A 19149-nucleotide genomic window follows, 5' to 3' on the forward strand; every position below is an offset into this window, starting at 1 on the left:
TTTGTCAATAAACGACCAAAACGCAGCAAGGAAGGTAAAGTTAAAAGCCTGATCTCAGTTACCGTTTCAATTTCCGTATATTTGCACACTTATTTAATTCGAACGACATGAAGTTGCATTCCAATACTGTACAGGGGGTAATAGACGCCTTAGATGAAATTTTTCACCATCAAGCCTATGCCGATAAAGTCATTGAGCGGATCTTTCGGGCCCATCCCAAATGGGGAGCAAGGGACAGGGCATTCGTAGCTGAGACAATATACGAAATGGTGCGCTGGTGGAGGCTGATCGGTGAACTGAGCCCTTCCGATAACCTGTATCACCTATTTGGCACCTATTGGATATGGAGGGGAAAAGAGTTGCCCGAATGGAAGGAATTCGCAAAATTAGATCCTAAAAAAGTATTCCAAAAACTACGGACGATCACTGATAGGGCCACGCTATCATCTATTCCCGATTGGCTGGATGAGCTTGGGAAAGCATCGTTAGGTGACAAATGGCCGATGGAACTTGCAGCCTTGAATGACCAAGCTGATGTAGTGCTCCGGGTTAATACCCTGAAAATTTCCAGGCATGACCTTGCGAATAAATTAAATGAGGAGGGGATTATTACCTATCAGCCCCGGGATTATCCCGATGCATTGGTGTTAAAGGAACGTCAGAATGTATTCCGATCGGCAGCCTTTAAAGAAGGACTTTTTGAGGTACAGGATGCCTCCTCCCAACTGGTGGCTAGAGCATTAAATGTAGAACCCGGTATGCGGGTTGTGGATGCCTGTGCAGGTGCAGGGGGTAAATCTCTGCATTTGGCTGCTCTCATGGAAAATAAAGGACGAATTCTCGCCATGGATGTGCTGGATTACAAATTGAAAAATACAAAGCTGCGGGCAAGAAGGGCGGGAGTATCCATAATCGAGACACGTGTAATCGAAAATACCAAGACAATTAAGCGTCTGAAAAACTCTGCCGACAGGCTACTGCTAGATGCCCCCTGTTCAGGATTGGGTGTACTGAGAAGAAATCCCGATACCAAATGGAAGATCAGTCTGGAGGAAATTGAGCGGGTCAAGGGAATTCAACAGGACATCCTTCAACAGTACAGCTCAATCTTGCGTCCCGGCGGACAAATGGTCTACGCTACTTGCAGTATCCTGCCTGAAGAAAATGAAATTCAAGTTCAACAGTTTTTGGCCTCAGAGGCTGGCAAGAATTTTCATTTACTAAGGGATAAAAAAGTGCTCGCCCACGAAAGCGGCTATGACGGCTTTTATCTTGCGACATTGGAGAGGTCTGATGAGGGTGGCAGTAATACTTAATTTTCTCGCCTGAACGTTTAAAGTGGGGCTAAACAAGCTTTAACCTTATAAAGGTTAGGTGTTAAATAAATAGAAATCTCAAATCAGAAATGTTTAAAATTGGTGTAATCCCTTTCAGTGGAGCCAAAGAAAATTCCCCTAGATCAGTTGGTTTATAAGAAAAGTGATAGATATTTTTAATAATGTTTGATTTGCATGGTAAAAACATAGTATCTTTGACGTGCAAATACGGTTATGTAACCCTTTTGCCATGAATCGAAATTCTGATAAATTCCTCTACGAAGCACTCACCTACGATGATGTGCTGTTGGTTCCCGGATACTCTGAAGTATTGCCCCGAGAAACTGACACCTCCACATTCCTTACCAAAAATATTAAGCTGGAAATTCCATTGGTTTCTGCTGCCATGGACACTGTTACCGAAGCTGAGCTGGCCATAGCCATTGCCCTAGAGGGTGGTTTGGGATTTATTCACAAAAACATGTCCATCGAGAAGCAAGCAGCCCAGGTCAGGAAGGTAAAGCGCTCCCAAAGTGGGATGATTTTGGATCCCATTACGCTGGATATAAATTCCAGGGTGAAGGATGCGGTAGCCATTATGCTTGAATTCAATATTGGAGGTATTCCCGTAGTGGATGCAGACAGGTTTCTAAAAGGCATCATCACCAACCGGGATCTCCGGTTTATCAAAGACATGAATCGACCTATACGGGAGATCATGACCACTACAAACCTAATTACTGCCAAAGCAGGTATTAGCCTGGAGCAAGCTGAGGAAATTCTCCAGGAATTTAAGATCGAAAAACTTCCTATCGTTGACGATGAGCGACGGCTTACCGGATTAATAACCTATAAGGATATACTCAAACGAAGGGATAAACCCCATGCTTGCAAGGACGAATTTGGCCGTTTGCGGGTTGGTGCAGCTGTAGGAGTAACTGCGGATATCGTAGATCGGGTAGAAGCACTTAAAAATGCTGGAGTCGATGTAGTATCCATCGATACTGCTCATGGACATTCGAGGGGGGTCATTGAAGCTTGCAAAAAAATAAAAGCCGCTTTTCCCGATTTGGATGTGGTGGTTGGAAATATCGCTACTCCTGAAGCCGCGAAGGCCTTAGCTGAAGCCGGCGCAGACGCGGTAAAGGTGGGTGTGGGCCCGGGCAGTATATGTACCACCCGGGTTATTGCCGGTGTAGGCGTACCCCAACTTTCTGCAGTATTTGAATGTGCGGAAGCACTAAAAGGTACTGGGGTATGTGTCATTGCCGATGGAGGCATTCGTTATTCCGGGGATTTGGTTAAAGCCATTGCGGCTGGCGCCAATTCGGTTATGATTGGATCCATCCTGGCAGGTTCGGAAGAAGCCCCCGGAGAAATCATCATATTTGAGGGAAGAAAGTTTAAGTCTTATCGGGGAATGGGTTCTTTGGAAGCCATGGAATCCGGCTCCAAGGACAGATATTTCCAAGATGCGGAAGAAAACGTGAAAAAACTAGTTCCCGAGGGAATAGTAGGCCGGGTAGCTTTCAAAGGGTTGGTCTCTGAAGTTCTGTATCAGCTAGTAGGCGGACTTCAGGCAGGTATGGGATACTGCGGTACCCCTACCATAGAGCGACTCCAACTGGATGGGAAATTTGTCAAGATCACAGCTGCTGGGGTGCGGGAATCGCATCCACATGATGTAAACATCACCCGTGAGGCACCCAACTATAGTGCGAAAATGTAAAAATTATAAGCCCCAACTAAAAGCCTCAGGACTAATTCTGAGGCTTTTTTTGATTTGAAAGAAATATTTTTATCCAATCTTTGGTTATACTACAGATGAAAAAATCGCTCAAACTCAAAACGGAAAATCTATCTGTAGCCATCGGCCCCCAGTTTTGGATTTGGTTGTTAGTGGTCAGTGGTTTCGGTGGCTGTCAGGCAGATTATCTTCCCCGGCCAAAAGGTTATAACCGTATAGACCTCCCTGAGCCTGCTTACAGTCAATTATCAGCGGAGTTGCCTTATACGTTTCAGCATTCACAATATGCCCGTATTGAGCCTGATTCCTTTAGTTTGGATGAGAAGGATTGGATCAACCTTCATTATGAGGGATTCGAAGCAAAAGTCCATTTGACTTATAAGCCGATAGAGGGGAACCGAGAAAACCTCAAAGCTTACTTGGGTGACGCCATGTCACTAACTTCAAAACATCAGATCAAAGCGTATGGGATAGACGAAATGGTCGTACGAACCCCCGAAGGCTATACGGGGTTAGTCGCTGAACTCGTCGGTGATGTTCCCACGCAGTTTCAGTTTTTTGTCACCGACTCCACCCAACATTTTCTGAGAGGTGCATTGTATTTTGAAACTGCGGTTAAAAACGACTCCCTTGCTCCAGTTATCGAATACATAAAATCCGACATTATGCATCTAATTAATACGCTTGAATTTGGAAGGCGGGAGGAGGGATTACAGGTAATAAAAAAGTAAAAAATAATAGAGCTCATTGTGAAAGCACCGATTAAATAAATAAAAAAGCAGGAATAAATCCTGCTTTTTTATGGTAAATAAAGCTTATTTGTTTTCCAAGATATCCCTAATTCTGGCTAAGCAGTCTTCCAAATGGATCTTCGAAGAGCGGTCAGCTGTACGGGATATGGCTGCTGAAATTTGACGTTGCAGGGAATTCAACTCCGCCCGGGCTGCAGGTCGAATATCTGATTGGGATGCAGTGATAGCAGGTCCTATCCGTGCAGCCAAAGCTGGTGGAATACTTGGGGCATTTTCCGTTAATAGGTACTTCAAACGCTCGATATGCGCACGTTGCAAGCTTCTCCGATATACATCTATAGATCTACCTCCGGGGAGCTCTGACCACAGCCCTTTTCTCAAATCTTCCATAAGGGTTAATAATCCATAGGCTTCGTCTCCGTTCAATGCTTCGTTTTCGATAACTCTACCCAGTCGGCCCCAATCCAAAAGTCCGTTCAAGGTAGTTACCTGAAGACCACGGATAGTCTCTAACGCGCCAAAATCTTTGGTTCGCCGCACGATGGCATCATCCAGCATCCAAGTAGGAGTTTTGAATAGATTTTCCTGTATAAACTGTACTGCCGCCTGCTGGGTAGCCTTATCCACGTGCGTATACACCTCTTCCCCCTGACCGGAGGACTTATATATTTCATAGACCCCACCTACATTGGTGCGAACATGACCCATATACCTGCCAAACTGCCCGAAAACCTGACCCTGCAACTCCTGCAAATCATCGTAATTTTTGAAAGGCTTGTCGTCTTCGGCAGACCACTCCATGAGGTTTGGCAGAATGCGTTGAAGGTTTTTTATTCCATACATGGAGGCTTTCATTGCGTTATCGCCTAAGTCTTCGCTTTGCGCACTGGGATCATACTGATTTCCTTGCCTACCATACCGGTAGATTGGATCTCCCTCTTTCTCCAAAATCCACTGATCCAGAGTTGATTGTTCCTCTTCTGGAGTTCCAGCTTCCAAGATCGGTCTATACCCCCAATTGATAGCATATTTATCATAGGGTCCTACATCCGGCATCAAACTTACCCCTTCATCCTCAGGCTGAGCGATGTAATTGAACCTGGCGTAATCCATGATGGAGGGGGCTGTTCCATACTCGTGGGTAAATGTCGCCGAACGCAGCGAATCCACAGGATAGGCAAAAGAGGAGGCAAAGTTGTGGGGCAAACCCAAGGTATGGCCTACCTCATGCGCGGAAACAAAGCGGATTAATCGGCCCATTACCTCGTCACCGAATTTTGGTCCCCTTGCTTCAGGATTTATGGCTGCGGTTTGTACAAAAAACCAATTGCGCAGCAAGTTCATGACATTATGATACCAGCCAATATCTGATTCCAATATTTCCCCGGACCTCGGATCGGAAACATGAGGACCATATGCATTTTGAATATCTGACGCAAAATAGCGGATGACCGAATAGCGGGCATCTTCCGGACTCCAATCGGGGTCTTCTTCAGCACTTGGGGCATCTTTGGCCTCAATGGCATTTTTAAACCCCGCCGCCTCAAACGCTTTGTTCCAGTCTTCCACACCCTCCTTCAGATAGGGAACCCATTTGTCAGGGGTGGCCGGGTCAATATAATAGACGATGGGCTTCTTTGGTTCTACCAATTCACCCGCGTTGAATTTTTCAATGTCCTCCTCTTTTACTTCCAAACGCCAACGGTCAAGGTAAGTCCTTTTGGTTGCTTTTTGCTCATCCAAACCATAATCAGTAACCGTGGTATTAAACCAACCTACCCTTCTGTCTGCCAGACGTTGTTGCATAGGCACCTCGGGAAGCAACACCATGGAGCTGTTCATTTCGACGGTAATCAACCCTGTACTGGAATTTGATGGTGGATCAGTCGCCGCATAGGTCATCAAGTACCTAGCTTCAATATTTATTGGAAAAGGGCGAATACTTTCAATATAAGACCGATCTGTATCCAGCCGACTCACTTTGTACTGAGTTCGGCGGTTTTTGGGCAATCCTATCGCCTGTACATCCTTGGTAAACAAATCTGTTACGTCTATGACCCAGTTTTCCTTATCGGGGTTTTTGGTTTTGATGTCAAACTTTTGCAGAATAGGTTCTAAATTAGAACTTCTCACTGCCTGAAAAATCGGTAGAGAATCTGCAGCAGTATTGCTGTACGACACCACCTTTAGAAGTATCGTCTCATTTTTCTTGTCCCATCGGAGCATCTGCGTATTGGTGCGCTCTCCCCCATATCCGATTCCTGCGGCTGTTTTGGCAATTGTAGTTACCATCAGCATTTCCTTCCCAAGCAGGGAATCCGGTATTTCGTAGAAATATTTACCTTTTACCTCATGGACAGAAAATAAGCCTTCCTTGGTAATGGCTGAAGAGGGGATTATTTGACGATAAGGCTTCAGCCCATTTTTTACTTCGGTTGAATCGGTTTTTGGCGATTCCTTTTTTTCCGGCTCAGGCGCCCTTCTTCTCATACTCCGCTGGGCAAATGCCTGTTCGGAAATAATTGACAAAGTTACCATTACCAATAAAATTCGGAGAAAGGGCACCCCGGGTTTCTCAAACATCTTCATGCATACGTTGTTTTATCACTATTCAAAATAAAGATTTATTTTATTCAAATAAACTATATATAACTCAGATTATTGAAATTGGGTTTTAATTTTCCATGTATGGTTGAAAAAGAAACACGTAACTTTAGCAACGAAATAACCGAAGATTTTATGCACCAAGTGGAAATTGCCATTATCGGAGGAGGTTTAAGTGGGTTGGTTGCCGCATATTTGTTGGCAAAATCAGGTAGAGATGTCTTACTTGTTGAAAAAAAATCCTACCCCTTTCATAGGGTATGCGGAGAATATATTTCCAATGAAGTTAGTGCTTTTTTGGTGGAAGAGGGTCTTTTTCCAACTGCCTTGGGACCTTCCACCCTGACCCGATTCCGCCTTTCTTCCATTAACGGAAGAGTGGCCGAAATGCCGCTTGACTTGGGAGGATTTGGCATTAGTCGTTTTGGCTTCGATCATTTTCTTTATGAAAAATGTAAGGCCATGGGGGTAAATTTCCTCCTAAACACACAAGTATCGGATGTGGTAGAACCTAAAGAGTCGCTCTTTGAGCTTTCACTGGATACCGGAAGTACCGTTACTGCAAGTTTCGTTCTTGGCGCATTTGGAAAACGTTCCAAAATCGACAAGGCACTTAAACGTCCATTTTTTGCGAAAAGGTCTCCTTTTATTGGCGTTAAATACCATGTAAGGACCCTGCACGAGCCGGATATGGTAGCCCTGCATAATTTTGAAGGCGGGTATTGCGGTATCAATAAGGTTGAAGATGACATCTTTAATATATGCTATTTGGCTAATCGACATTTGCTGAAAAAACATGGTAGCATTGCTGCTATGGAGACCGAAGCTTTGTTTAAAAATCCCCAGTTGGCAAAACTGTTTAATGAGTCGGAATTTTTATGGGAAAAACCGGAGGTTATAAACGAGATAAACTTTTGCACCAAAAAACCGGTAGAAAACAATATCCTGATGCTCGGCGATGCCGCAGGTATGATCACCCCCCTCTGTGGAAACGGGATGGCCATAGCCATTCACACCGGAAAACTCGCTGCAGAGGCTATACTTGCGCATAATTCTTTGAAAAAAATTCAGACTGCCTATGCTAGTTCTTGGGAGTCCTATTTTGAAAAAAGACTGTATATCGGTAGAATGGTGCAACGTCTATTCGGATCTGCAGCGCAATCGGATTTTGCTGTCGGACTGGTCAATCAGTTTCCCTATCTTGCCCGTCAAATTATGCGACGGACCCATGGGGAAAAGATCAACTAGAAAGACCCGGCTTCACTTGTCCAATGGAATGGTCAGGCTTGAGTCCCAATCTTTCCAAACCGGTTCATAACCTTGGGATTTAATTAATTGGGCGATTTGCTCAGGACTCCGCTCATCAGATATTTCAAACTGTTTTAACGCTTCGGGTTCTACTGCATAGCCTCCTGGGTTGGTCTTGGAGCCTGCGCTCATGGAGGTGATTCCAAGTTTTAGCACATTATTTCGAAAAATTTCCGATTCCCTTGTTGAAATGGAGAGTTCTATTTCTTCGTTGAATATCCGATAGGCACAGATCAATTGTACCAGTTCACGATCATTCATGTTTACCTTTGGTTCCAATCCTCCCGAGAATGGCCTCAGTCTGGGAAAAGAAATGCTGTATTTACTTTGCCAGTAGGCTTTTTCCAAATAAGACAAATGCAGCGCGGTAAAAAAAGAATCCGTCCTCCAATCTTCCAATCCTATAAGAACACCTAGCCCCATTTTGTGGATTCCAGCTTTGCCAAGTCTGTCTGGAGTTTCAAGCCGGTAATCGAAATTCGATTTTTTCCCTTTTGGGTGGTGTTTTTTATAATCCTCCCGATGATAAGTTTCCTGATAGACCAATACCGCATGTAGCCCATAAGGAAGTAATGCTTCATATTCATCTTGCTCCAAAGGCTGTACTTCCAAGGATACATTGGAGAAATGCGGACGGACCAATTCCATGGCATTTTTGAAGTAGTCCACATGCACAGTTTGATTTGCTTCTCCAGTTACCAAAAGAATATGGTCATAACCCTTTTTTTTGATGGTTTCCACTTCTTGGAGAATTTCCCTATCGGTAAGCGTCTTTCTTCTCACTTTGTTGTCAAAGCTAAACCCACAATAGGTGCAGATGTTATTGCACTCGTTGGAAAGGTAGAGAGGGACGTATAGCTGCATGGTCTTCCCAAACCTTTTTTGGCTTATCTGTTGGCTTAATTGAGCCATTTCCTCTAAAAATGGCTCGGCGGCTGGAGAAATCAGTGCTTTGAAATCCTCGATATTTCTTTTGGTTGATTGCAGGGCTTGGAGCACGTCAGCTTCGGTGTTGCTGTAGATACTCTCCTTTACTTCGTCCCAACAGTAGGTATTGAAAAGATCTTTGAAACTAGACATCGAGGAAGGAAGTTAGTGGACTAGTTGCGACTGCCCCTGCATGCTTTGGTGCCAATCTTGCCTCAAACGCCATTCGTCCAGATTCAACAGCTAACTTAAACGCCAATCCCATGGCCACAGGGTCAGGAGATACCGCAATGGCGGTGTTGACCAGCACAGCGTCTGCCCCGATTTCCATTGCTTTGGCAGCATCGGATGGCGCGCCTATACCTGCATCTACAATGACAGGAACATTACTTTGCTCAATGATGATTTCAAGGAAATCAATTGTTTTCAATCCTTTGTTGCTGCCAATCGGTGAACCCAATGGCATCACCGCAGCAGTACCAGCTTCTTCCAATCTTTTGCATAAAACCGGATCAGCATGGATGTACGGAAGTACGATGAATCCCAACTTTGCCAATGCTTCTGTAGCGATCAATGTTTCGATCGGGTCCGGCATCAAATACTTCGGATCAGGATGTATTTCCAGTTTAATCAAATTAGTTCCCAAAGCTTCCCTTGCCAATTGTGCTGCGAAAATCGCTTCTTTGGCATTTCTAACTCCCGAAGTGTTGGGTAGGAGTTTAATGTGCGGGTGATTGAGCTTGGCCAAAAGGTCATCCTGATCTTGATTTTTGAAATCCACCCTTTTCAAAGCTACAGTTACCAGTTCCGAACCTGAAGCGAGGAGGGATTTTTCCATGACTTCAGAAGAACTGTATTTTCCTGTCCCTATGAATAGTCTGGAGTTGAATTGTATGTTGCCTATTTTTAGCATATTGATTTTTTATTTCTTTGTCTTCAAATCCATTTCTACAAATAAAATTTGATTCATATTAGGAGGGGATATTAGATAGTAATTGATACCTGCCCTCCGGGAGGCGGGTTAGATATTAATAGATATTGGGCTGGATACAGAACAGAAGTTTTTATTGAGAAAAGGTTTTATTCCTATGTTGATATTGAAAAGGAATTGTTGGAAATCAATTGATTGAGACTTATTATTTTCTGCCCTAGATCCATAGCATGATTGATATCTCCGGAGATCGCTACTCCATGGATGCCTGTTTGCATCAATTCAGGCAAATCTTCGGCAGTAATTCCACCCACGGCAATGACTGGAATGTATAATCCCAACTGTTTCATTTCATCCAAGACCTTTTGGTAGCCATCAATACCCAGAATAGGACTTAGCTTTTCCTTGGTTTGGGTAAATCTAAATGGTCCGATACCAATGTAATCAGGGGTAGATTGAGCATGCTTTTTCACATGCTCGATTGTATTTGCTGTCGCTCCGATAATTTTATTTTCCCCTAAAATCAACCTTGCTTCGGCAACAGACATGTCATTCAAGCCTATGTGAACACCATCAGCGTTTATTTCTTTTGCGATTTTCACAAAATCATTCATGATCAGAGTGGCTTGATGCTTTTCACAAAGTTTCTTAGCTTCCTTGGCAATCCTTATGATTTCTTGCTCTTCTATATTTTTTATTCTCAGTTGAATCCATTTGCATCCTGCTTCCAAGACATGCTTAATTGCCTCTACGTGTGAGTTGAAGGGTTTCTCTTGCGAGATATATTGGAGTTTGTTTATTTTTTTAATCATATTTTTTCATCATCCTATTTTATCAATGTTCTTTGAAATCAATGTTTATTATTTTAGATACTGATTGATATTAGATATTGAAATATTGGCTCATATAAGCCTGAAATTTGAATTCATTGCTTTTACTTGTAAAGATGTTTTTTATACAATATCTAAATATCAAATAATATTAATAAATAACGGTTTAAGACAACTTGTGACCAGAAAGTACTACTTCAGGGACAGTTGTTTTTTTCACATGTTTTTAACAAATTTTTCAAAACAACCACTCTTTGATTTTCTTCCTCATTCCAAATTATGCCTAATACAGCCACACCATCAAATTTCATTGATTTTACCAGGTGAATATTTTCTTGATGAATGCCTCCTAAAGCAATCACTGCAGGAGCATTTTCTGGTTTTTCCAAAATGAAATCTGCTGAAATCGAACTTTGATATCCTTGTTTGGAAATACTGTCAAATACAGGGCTAAAAAAAGCGTAGTCAAAATGACTTACCTCAGTTAGGGATGATAGCTCATGTAGTGAAGTGCTGATTTTATATCCTCCTTCCTTAATTTTCAATAATTCGAGAACAGAAATATCGTTCCTACCCATTTCTGTGAAATGTAGCCTATTTATGCCGAACTCACCCGCTAAAGTATGGTATTGATGGATAGCGATCCGGTCATGGTACTTGGAATCTATCTGGGATATCAAATTCGCGATCATAACAAAATCGCTGTAAGGTTTGCGCAGGTGGAACACCTTCAAACCTGCTTCAAAGAGCCGATTGATGTTTTCGGCTTCATTTGAGACAGGCGTGGGAGATGAAATGACAATTAGTTTCAAATTACAGGTAGATTTCATTTCTGTTTTCATCTTCTTATGATTTTATCCTCCTTGAGTAGCTTTGATTAGGACTATATTATCACCAGAACAAATGAAAGTCCTACCCCACTCTGATTTGGGAATCACAGATTGATTGACTGCAACAGCGATGCCCGCAGGTTTTTGCCGGACATGATCTAGAAGTAACTGGGTGATAGAGCAGGAGTCTGAAATCTGATACGGTTCATTGTTTACGGTAATATCCATCCTTAGAAACTGTTTGATTGAACATATAACTTCAGGAGTGGACCCTAACAATGGATCGAAAAAACGAAAATGTAAATCTTCACTTTTCCCTTCGGCAGTACTAACTGCATCAGGTTCGTAGGGTATGATCTCAGTCCGTCGTGGACACCCCTAAAGTTGATTCAAAGTTATAGAAACCTGTCGAAACTTCAAGGTATTAGCGAAAATTTGTTTGTTTAGGCCTGTCCAGCCTGAGGTTAACCCATCAATTTTTGCCTATTGATTTCCGCCGATTTTCTTACCGTTCTCAAAACCAAGTTATTTGTCAAAACAAAAGAACCGCATCTTTTCACAAAAGAATACCAGGATTTTTTACCCAACTAAAATTCAAAAACTGCATTTTTGTGATCCAACCAAAAGATTTTATGCAGACACTGAATCAATTTTATACGCACCCGCTAATAGGGGCAGCTGATTTAGAGAAAATTCGAGCTAAACATCATCGGGTTAAATTCAAAAAAGGAGATGTAATACTGGAGAAAGGCCGGCAAGCTAACGCCTATTATTGCATGGAAAAAGGCCTGGCGCGGGCATATGTGGTGAGTCATAGTGGTCAGGAAATCACTACAGGTTTTATCTTATCAGGAGAAATTGCAATTGATGTGGTATCAATATTCACTAGAATTCCTGCGGCCGAGACAATTGTATGTCTAAGTGAATGCTTATGCTACCAAATAAACTTTGAGGATTTTCAGGAGCTCTTTCATTCCATTCCTGGGTTGAGCGAATGGGGACGAAACTGGATGTCGAAGGCACTTTTTGCACACCGAAAAAGATCTATTTCCATGATCACAGAGAGTGCGCTGGATAGGTATTTAGACTTGGTAAAAAACTATCCTGAGATTATCGAAAAGGCACCACTCAAACATATAGCGACCTATCTTGGTGTCACTGATTCATCCCTCAGTAGAATTAGAAAAGAAATAGCAAGACAATAATTTGGGACAGAAACATTTCTTGTCCTAGGACAAGTATTTTGTCAGTTTACCTATCTATTTTTGGGTTCAACTAAATTCTTTATCTACAAAAATATCTCTTTTACCTATGAAAGCTGTACACATTTATCTGAATTTTGCCGGAAACACGGAAGAAGCGTTTACATTTTATCAAACTGTCTTTGGTGGCGACTTCACGGCCAAAATTTCATACAAGGATATGCCCTTGGGCGAGATGACTCCCCCGGACACTGAACTGGATAAAATCGCACATATGTCCTTACCACTCAGCAAGGATCTAATATTGATGGGATCAGATATGATGGAATCAATGGGACAAACAGTATCCTTTGGCAATAATTCCTATATTTTTCTAGCCTTGGAAAGTAAGGAAGAACTCGATGATTATTTTGAAAAATTAGTCGTTAACGGAACGGTGGAAATGGCAGTAGGAGATGTTCCGTGGGGCTCTTATTTTGGAAGTTTATGGGATCAATTTGGTGTAGGCTGGATCTTGGAGTACGAATATCCGCAAGAGTAAAAAAAACTGTCTACCTATTTTGGAATAAGAAATCCGTACAATCCGCCGAATGTGGTTCTCTATAAAATGACCACAAAGGGTGCGAAGAAGGCACTACGAGCACTAAGTGTTTAATATTCTCTGTGTACCTCTATGACCTCTCTGTGGTTCTTTTTTATGCTTCATCGTAAAATTGAACGCAGATGAAGCGGATTTTTTTGTGTTGAAATAAAGTTCGACCTCAATAAAAATAATCTGCGGAAATCAGCGCAATCCCGAAAACACAGGACAACTTCTGCGGGCCATCTTTTTTGCAGGTGAAATAGAACAAGGATGAAACAGATGAAACGGAGTTTTTCTGTATTAAATTAAAATTCTATATTTAAAACACTATATGATCATTCAATATCACCGAAGCCCAAATGTATATCCAATACTTACATTCACAAAGAACGGCGTGTTGCCCATGCCGATGTTGTTGGCATTGTGTATCTCCACCCTTTCAGTTCGGGTATTTGTATAGGTGAATTCATCGTCATCCATGTCATTAAATCACCTTGCAGAAAAATCCACCGGGTCACGTCTCCAGCTTACGTATTATAAAAATAGCGAAACTGCACTTTTTTTATTATATGCGCTATATAAAATTTGCAGTAAGTGAGTTATATCAGCTTAGCTCATTGAGGGATTATTTTCTACCGACCTATTAATAAAATAGGCCACCACTAGGTTAGGTACCCAACTAAGCCATGCTGTAATTTTGTAAGCGATTAAAAATTCACCAAATAGAATACTCAAAAGGGGCAGCCAAATTCTTAACGTTACTGCGGCGAAGGTTAATGCATAGCTGTAAATCATCCATTTTCTATGGCCATTGATCCTTTTCCTTCGAATAAAACTGTAGCCCAGATAAGTTGTTAATAGCCAAAGAACTCCCAAACTGATAAAACCAACAGAAGGTATTAGACCGCCGGTAGCGTAAAACCCAATATAAATACCACCTACTGAGCTTAGCAAAACACTGAAAAGATAGATTCTTCCTATAGTTCTATGCAGTACTAGACTAGAATTCCGCCACTTTTCCACAAACTGAATCCAACCGACCAATAGGGCAATGCCACCGAAAATTATATGGGTGTAAAAGCCAATATTCCAGTACGGGTCCTGTAATAGCAAGTGCTCCTTTGATTGCAGCAACCCGAAATTCCTGTCTATTAGAAAATACAATAGCGGATACAATCCAACACCAATGGCTGGCACTGCGAGGAGAAGTATGAGACCTCTGTTTTTCATGAAGTAATCAAAAAAGATGTTGAGGTGGTCTTGGGCAAAATGCTATGGCACAAAGTAGATTCGCTTTGCTCGGCACAATATACTTTCGAGGAAAAAGAATATTGCCTTCGACATCGTGGCAAACCGGATTACCGGGTTGAAATAGCTGAAAATGGAAAAACCCTTGGCTCCATTTCATCTATCAAAACACATGTCAGTACCTTGGAATAGTCAGGAGAGAATTATATTCTTCGCCCAGTAAATCAAGACTATTATTTTGCTGTTAGCCAAAAGACTTCAGGCGAAATTTTCATTGACGACTTTCCAAAACGTTTCGGGAGTCAGGGGTTTGTTTGCAAATTCCTTAACCGCCGGTATTGTAGCTGCCCTTTTTTTATCATCGGGATTCATACTAGTGGTCAGAATTGTAACTACCGCTCGCTCATGTATATTTTTGGATAACTCATCATATTTCGCCAGAAAGTCCCACCCGTTCATACCCGGCATATTAATATCAAGAAAAATAATACCTGGTTGTGGGCATTTTGAATAATCTCCTTTTCCAAGCAAATAGTCTAGCCCTTCCTTTGCTGATTTTACCGATTGTATGTGTACAGAGTCACATTCTTCTTCGACGATTATTGTATGATAAAAGTTCGTCGCTTCATCATCGTCAATAAGTAAAACGCAATCCAAGATTTTTTTTTCGCTCATATTATTTTTGCCAAGGTAAAATAAAAAGAGCTACCAGCCCCTTTCTTCGAGTTAATCCATATTTTCCCGCCGTGAAGTTCGACAATTTTTCTACAGTAAGCTAGGCCTAGACCTGTTCCTTCATATTCCTCTATATCATTTAAACGCTGGAAAATTAAGAATGTTTTTTCATAATCAGCGGCTTCTATCCCAATGCCGTTATCTTTGAAGCAAAACTCTACATGGGTACTCCTCTCAGTCGCAGTCACCTCAATGGTTGGCGACATATTCGGCTTCCTGAATTTTAGCCCGTTACTGATCAAGTTCTGAAAAAGCATCCGTAACTCAGTTGGGTTACCGCTCACGATCGGTAGCTCATTGAATTTAACCATACCATCAGCTGACTTCAAGACTGCATCAAAATCAAGTAATATGGTGCGTACCAATTCTTGGCAGTCCACCTTTTGGGTTTCCCGTGTGTTACCAATTCTGCTAAACTGCAGTAATCCTTTGATAAGGATTGTCATCCTGTCTGCCGCGGAAGTCACATAATTCAACATCTTCTTACCTTGATCATCAAAGTGAGTATGATACTTCTTTGTAATCAATTGAGTCATATTCCCAATAGTTCGAAGTGGCTCTTGTAAATCATGGCTGGCAATACTCGTGAATCTTTCAAGTTCCCGGTTTTTAATCAACAAGTCCGAATTGAGACTCTCAAGCTTTGCCTTGTTGGATGACAATTCCTCTTGTTGCAGGTCCAATTCCTTTATTTTCTCCAGTAATGCAGCAGAACTAGCCGATAGTTGCTGGTTGATGCCCTCAAGACTGGAAAAACTGCTCTTGGCAATAAAAACTAGCGTTACGCTAGTCCAAATCACAACCAACGATATCACCATATTTATTTTTGATAATTCGTTGGCGCTTGATGCCATTTCTCCAGTAAGTATGACTGATGTTAGTGTTAAGAAACTACAGATTGTTGCGGTGTAGATGCAGGCAAACTTTCCCGGTAATAGCCAGCTGTAAAGGATTACAATTACGTACAGGGAAGCAACTGCGACTGTGTTCGAAGTATTAAGATCTACCAGAAAGATGATGCCCGCAAAGAATGCCGCAATGAAAATCAGAGCACCATTTTGAATACCAATCATTGATTTTTGCTTGGAAAGCATTATTCCTCTTTTTCAATCAATTGCGCCTTCAGGTCTACAATCTCAGCTTCATATTTTTTCAGCAGTTTTTCCATCTGATATGTTTTCAATTCGTCCTCGGGTTGCAGATCAATCAACTTTGGCAACTCACGAATAAGCACAAAGGCAGTAGCCATACTTACAAGAGCAGTCATCAACCTTATTAGTGCACTGAGCCTATAACCAGGCCACCAAAACATTACCGCATCGATCAAGTGTGTGCTTCCGCATAATATAATAAACGATCCGAAAAGCCAAAAGACAGGTTGAAACGGAAGATTGTGCCGCTTTTGGATAAAAAATATTAATATCGCCGGAATCACAAAGTAGGCAAGCCAAATAGCAATGTCGCTGATGATGTAAAGCCACCCATGAAATGACGACCAATTGCCGCATACCCAACGTGGGGGCCAATCATCGGCCAAAAATAGTTTGGTAAAAAAGTCGCTCACCTCTTCCATATGACAATTTAAATTTTCTATATAAGTAAATATAAGGGGTTATATGGGAATTGAAAGCATTTAACTACACATTTTCCAAACTTTACCACATCTTTCAAAACCTACTGGATAGGTTTCGAAATTGACTCAAACTGCACCAGAATTTTACTTCGCTTATTTTTAGAATTACTATTTTTATCTAGCCAGATACCCCCCATCGATGGGATAATAACTTCCTGTTACAAAAGATGATTTGTCGCTGCCCAGCCAGAGAATCAATTCGGCTACCTCTTCGCTTGAGCCAAGGCGGCCGATGGGATGCAAGGAAACAAGCTGTCTTTTCATTTCGGCGTCGAGCGCATTTAACAAAGGAGTGTCAATAAAAGCTGGCCCAACCACATTCACGCGAATATTTTGTGCAGAGTATTCCAAAGCGGCGGTTTGCGTGATACCGACTACGCCATGTTTGGCTGCACAATATGCGGCGGATCCGGCAAAACCAACATTACCTAAAATGGATGACATGTTTACAATACTTCCACTTCCATTTTTTAGCATGGCTGGTATTTGGTATTTCATTCCATAAAACAGGCTGTTCAGGTTGACAGCTATTACCTTTTGCCAGCCTTCTATACTCATATCAGCAATAGGATTTAATTCACCCCCGATCCCGGCATTGTTTACAGCCACATCTAGCCTTCCATATTTTTCTACCGCAAAATTAACCAGTGCTTCCATTTCTTCTGGATTGGCAACATCTGTCTTAAAAAAAGAAGCTCTGCCTCCACGTGCGACAATACTTTCCGTAGTTGCATTTCCTTCGTCTTCCAGTATGTCAGATACAACGACACTGGCACCTTGTTTTGCAAACAATTCTGCGGTAGCTTTTCCAATTCCCGAAGCTGCACCGGTAACGATGACTGTTTTCTTTTCCATTTTTCTTGATTTTATATTTCCCAAAATAAATAGAATCAGATGAAATAGGGCATGATTTTAGTCACGAAATGTTGTGATTTTTAGCCAAAATGACCCCACATTTACGTAGAATCTGCTATGAAAGCGCCCAAACAACCTTGATCAAAGAGGAGGCTGGAGGTTCACTTCCCATACTTTATAATTAAAGCCAACTGCCCCGCATGATAAGCGGTATGTGTCGTAATTCTGCCCAAGGCTTCCATTTTCGTCTTCTTTCCAAATTCCTTGGTTCAATGTCTTTGAGAGACTTGAGATGTTGGGAAATGGTAGATTGTGCCAAAGGAATGATTTCAGTCAGGTCTCCAGTAAAACAACAGGATTGCTCACTAAGAATTTTTAAAATTTGTATCCTAACCGAATACCCCAAAGCTTTTGCGAATTGGGCAATTTAAGTTTCCGTGAAGGAGTATTCCATCGTCGCGATTGTTCTTTCCATGGCTCTATTGTATATCGTAAAAGTACAATAGTACGGAGAATTCATTTATGACAAAAATCACGTTATGGACAGACTTCCAACACAATAAGTATAGCCAAGTAAAAATAGATAGAACGCAACAATTATTGGCAAATTTACAAAAATAGAGATATTGTATATATTTTGGGGGGGAATTTTTGGAAAACCATCATAATCTTAATAGGTTAGTTACATGAAATTAATTTTAAATATTCGTCTCTTAATGGTAGCTTTTTGCTGGTTGGTACTTTCAACTACTTCTCTTGCCCAGGAAAAGAAAATTATCCCATTAAACGAACATTTTTTCCCTCTTGAAACAGAAGGAGAAAATCAACAGTACAGCAAAATAGTGAGTATTTCCCCAGAGGGAGAACTTGTAGAAAAAATCTATTCCTTGGAGTATTCTTTGGTTTCAATTACAAAATCAATTTACGAAGAAGGGCAACCGAGGGAACCTTTATGGGAGGAGAAGCAGCAGTTTTTGCCCGATGGTGAATTGGAATTTACCCAACTAAAGTACAGAAAAGCTAACTCTAGGCATACAAAGGTTGTAGCCGGAGAAGAATTAATATTAGATCTAGAATGCAAGGGTTCTTCAAAATGTGATGGCATATTTGTTTCGACCTCCGGATATCAGGAGGATGTAGATAGGGATATTTTGAAACCTAGCTTCCCAACCATTGAAGTCTGGCAGAAATTTTTAACGAAAAATTTAACCTATCCACCTGCCGCTAGAAATGCTAATGAGGAGGCAGAAGTTTGGGTAGGAATGAAAATCAGTGAATTTGGAGAGATTTTAGAACGTGCAGTCGTGAATGGATCTATATCCCATCCCTCGCTAATTAAGGAAGTTGAGCGAATCTTGGAATTATACAAAGGAGACGTTGTTCCCGCACGGGATATAGAGGGGGATTATATTACTGCTTGGATGTACTTTCCCGTTCGTTTTATATTGAATTGATATTTTTCGTCACTAGTGTAATCCTTACAAACAAGACCTTCGGGGTTCTTGAAAACCCCAAAGGTCTGCATCTGCAACCTTTGAGGTCTTTTTTTGACCTCGAAGGTTTTCAGTCTGCACATTCGGTAAGGATTAACCCAAACTGTAACACGTACCAACAAGACCTTCGGGGTGTTTAAAACCCCAAAGGTCCT

20 protein-coding genes and 1 riboswitch are annotated in these 19149 nt (G+C 41.6%); of the genes, 7 read left to right on the forward strand and 13 right to left on the reverse strand.

The genetic code is table 11. From position 1 onward, the window contains the following. The first annotated feature begins 107 nt into the window (after positions 1–107). The 3 genes from FQ608_RS01665 (at position 108) to gldD (ending at position 3794) form a co-directional block, all read left to right on the forward strand. The gene (locus FQ608_RS01665; protein WP_158856062.1) at positions 108–1316 is read left to right on the forward strand and encodes an RsmB/NOP family class I SAM-dependent RNA methyltransferase; all 1209 of its coding nucleotides are present in this window, start codon (positions 108–110) and stop codon (positions 1314–1316) included. A gap of 250 nt (positions 1317–1566) precedes the next feature. Then, entirely contained in the window at positions 1567–3045 is a 1479-nt protein-coding gene (gene guaB, locus FQ608_RS01670; RefSeq protein WP_158856063.1) for an IMP dehydrogenase, read from the forward strand. Between the two features lie 95 nt (positions 3046–3140). After that, complete coding sequence (gene gldD, locus FQ608_RS01675; protein WP_158856064.1) at positions 3141–3794, forward strand: gliding motility lipoprotein GldD; 654 nt, start codon at positions 3141–3143, stop codon at positions 3792–3794. Positions 3795–3878: 84 nt separating this feature from the next. Here the strand turns inward: gldD and FQ608_RS01680 are convergent, their stop codons facing one another. Then, complete coding sequence (locus tag FQ608_RS01680) at positions 3879–6404, reverse strand: zinc-dependent metalloprotease (protein ID WP_158856065.1); 2526 nt, start codon at positions 6402–6404, stop codon at positions 3879–3881. 99 nt (positions 6405–6503) lie between these two features. Here FQ608_RS01680 and FQ608_RS01685 point away from each other — a divergent pair, with 99 nt between their 5' ends. Beyond that, complete coding sequence (locus FQ608_RS01685) at positions 6504–7667, forward strand: NAD(P)/FAD-dependent oxidoreductase (RefSeq protein WP_234364006.1); 1164 nt, start codon at positions 6504–6506, stop codon at positions 7665–7667. Positions 7668–7679: 12 nt separating this feature from the next. On the opposite strand, the gene thiH is transcribed toward FQ608_RS01685, so the two are convergent. From thiH to thiS, 5 genes are all read right to left on the reverse strand, one after another. After that, complete coding sequence (thiH, locus tag FQ608_RS01690; protein ID WP_158856066.1) at positions 7680–8807, reverse strand: 2-iminoacetate synthase ThiH; 1128 nt, start codon at positions 8805–8807, stop codon at positions 7680–7682. Continuing rightward, complete coding sequence (locus FQ608_RS01695) at positions 8800–9567, reverse strand: thiazole synthase (protein ID WP_158856067.1); 768 nt, start codon at positions 9565–9567, stop codon at positions 8800–8802. The genes thiH and FQ608_RS01695 overlap by 8 nt, the downstream gene beginning before the upstream one ends. 173 nt (positions 9568–9740) lie before the next feature. Beyond that, entirely contained in the window at positions 9741–10397 is a 657-nt protein-coding gene (locus FQ608_RS01700) for a thiamine phosphate synthase (protein WP_158856068.1), read from the reverse strand. Between the two features lie 215 nt (positions 10398–10612). Next, positions 10613–11257 (reverse strand): thiamine phosphate synthase, encoded by a 645-nt coding sequence (locus FQ608_RS01705; RefSeq protein ID WP_199856284.1) that lies wholly within the window; start codon positions 11255–11257, stop codon positions 10613–10615. A 12-nt stretch (positions 11258–11269) separates the two neighbouring features. Further along, a complete protein-coding gene (gene thiS / locus FQ608_RS01710; protein WP_158856069.1) occupies positions 11270–11473 on the reverse strand; it encodes a sulfur carrier protein ThiS in 204 nt (67 codons plus the stop codon). Between the two features lie 69 nt (positions 11474–11542). After that, a riboswitch (TPP riboswitch) is annotated at positions 11543–11635 on the reverse strand. Between the two features lie 242 nt (positions 11636–11877). Here thiS and FQ608_RS01715 point away from each other — a divergent pair. Beyond that, a complete protein-coding gene (locus FQ608_RS01715; protein WP_158856070.1) occupies positions 11878–12450 on the forward strand; it encodes a Crp/Fnr family transcriptional regulator in 573 nt (190 codons plus the stop codon). Between the two features lie 106 nt (positions 12451–12556). After that, positions 12557–12988 carry a VOC family protein gene (locus tag FQ608_RS01720; RefSeq protein WP_158856071.1) on the forward strand — a complete coding sequence of 144 codons (432 nt, stop codon included), beginning with the start codon at positions 12557–12559 and terminating at the stop codon, positions 12986–12988. 387 nt (positions 12989–13375) lie between these two features. Here the strand turns inward: FQ608_RS01720 and FQ608_RS27715 are convergent, their stop codons facing one another. The 7 genes from FQ608_RS27715 to FQ608_RS27955 all read right to left on the reverse strand — a co-directional run bounded on the left by FQ608_RS27715 (position 13376) and on the right by FQ608_RS27955 (position 17907). Further along, complete coding sequence (locus tag FQ608_RS27715; protein ID WP_262885463.1) at positions 13376–13510, reverse strand: hypothetical protein; 135 nt, start codon at positions 13508–13510, stop codon at positions 13376–13378. A 129-nt stretch (positions 13511–13639) separates the two neighbouring features. Beyond that, positions 13640–14260, reverse strand: coding sequence for a DUF2306 domain-containing protein (locus FQ608_RS01725; protein WP_158856072.1), 621 nt, complete (start codon positions 14258–14260; stop codon positions 13640–13642). Between the two features lie 276 nt (positions 14261–14536). After that, the gene (locus FQ608_RS01730; protein ID WP_158856073.1) at positions 14537–14953 is read right to left on the reverse strand and encodes a response regulator; all 417 of its coding nucleotides are present in this window, start codon (positions 14951–14953) and stop codon (positions 14537–14539) included. Continuing rightward, positions 14950–16107 (reverse strand): sensor histidine kinase, encoded by a 1158-nt coding sequence (locus FQ608_RS01735; RefSeq protein WP_158856074.1) that lies wholly within the window; start codon positions 16105–16107, stop codon positions 14950–14952. The genes FQ608_RS01730 and FQ608_RS01735 overlap by 4 nt, the downstream gene beginning before the upstream one ends. Further along, entirely contained in the window at positions 16107–16586 is a 480-nt protein-coding gene (locus FQ608_RS01740; protein WP_158856075.1) for a hypothetical protein, read from the reverse strand. Before FQ608_RS01740 ends, FQ608_RS01735 begins: the two co-directional genes overlap by 1 nt. 174 nt (positions 16587–16760) lie before the next feature. Beyond that, positions 16761–17501, reverse strand: coding sequence for an SDR family NAD(P)-dependent oxidoreductase (locus FQ608_RS01745; protein ID WP_158856076.1), 741 nt, complete (start codon positions 17499–17501; stop codon positions 16761–16763). 181 nt (positions 17502–17682) lie between these two features. Next, positions 17683–17907 (reverse strand): ArsR family transcriptional regulator, encoded by a 225-nt coding sequence (locus tag FQ608_RS27955; protein ID WP_199856285.1) that lies wholly within the window; start codon positions 17905–17907, stop codon positions 17683–17685. 280 nt (positions 17908–18187) lie between these two features. On the opposite strand from FQ608_RS27955, the gene FQ608_RS01755 reads away from it, so the two are divergent. Continuing rightward, positions 18188–18955, forward strand: a complete 768-nt coding sequence (locus FQ608_RS01755) for an energy transducer TonB (RefSeq protein WP_158856077.1) — start codon at positions 18188–18190, stop codon at positions 18953–18955. Positions 18956–19149 lie beyond the last annotated feature (194 nt).

It is taken from the genome of Lunatibacter salilacus, assembly GCF_009797935.1.
GTDB lineage: Bacteria > Bacteroidota > Bacteroidia > Cytophagales > Cyclobacteriaceae > Lunatibacter > Lunatibacter salilacus.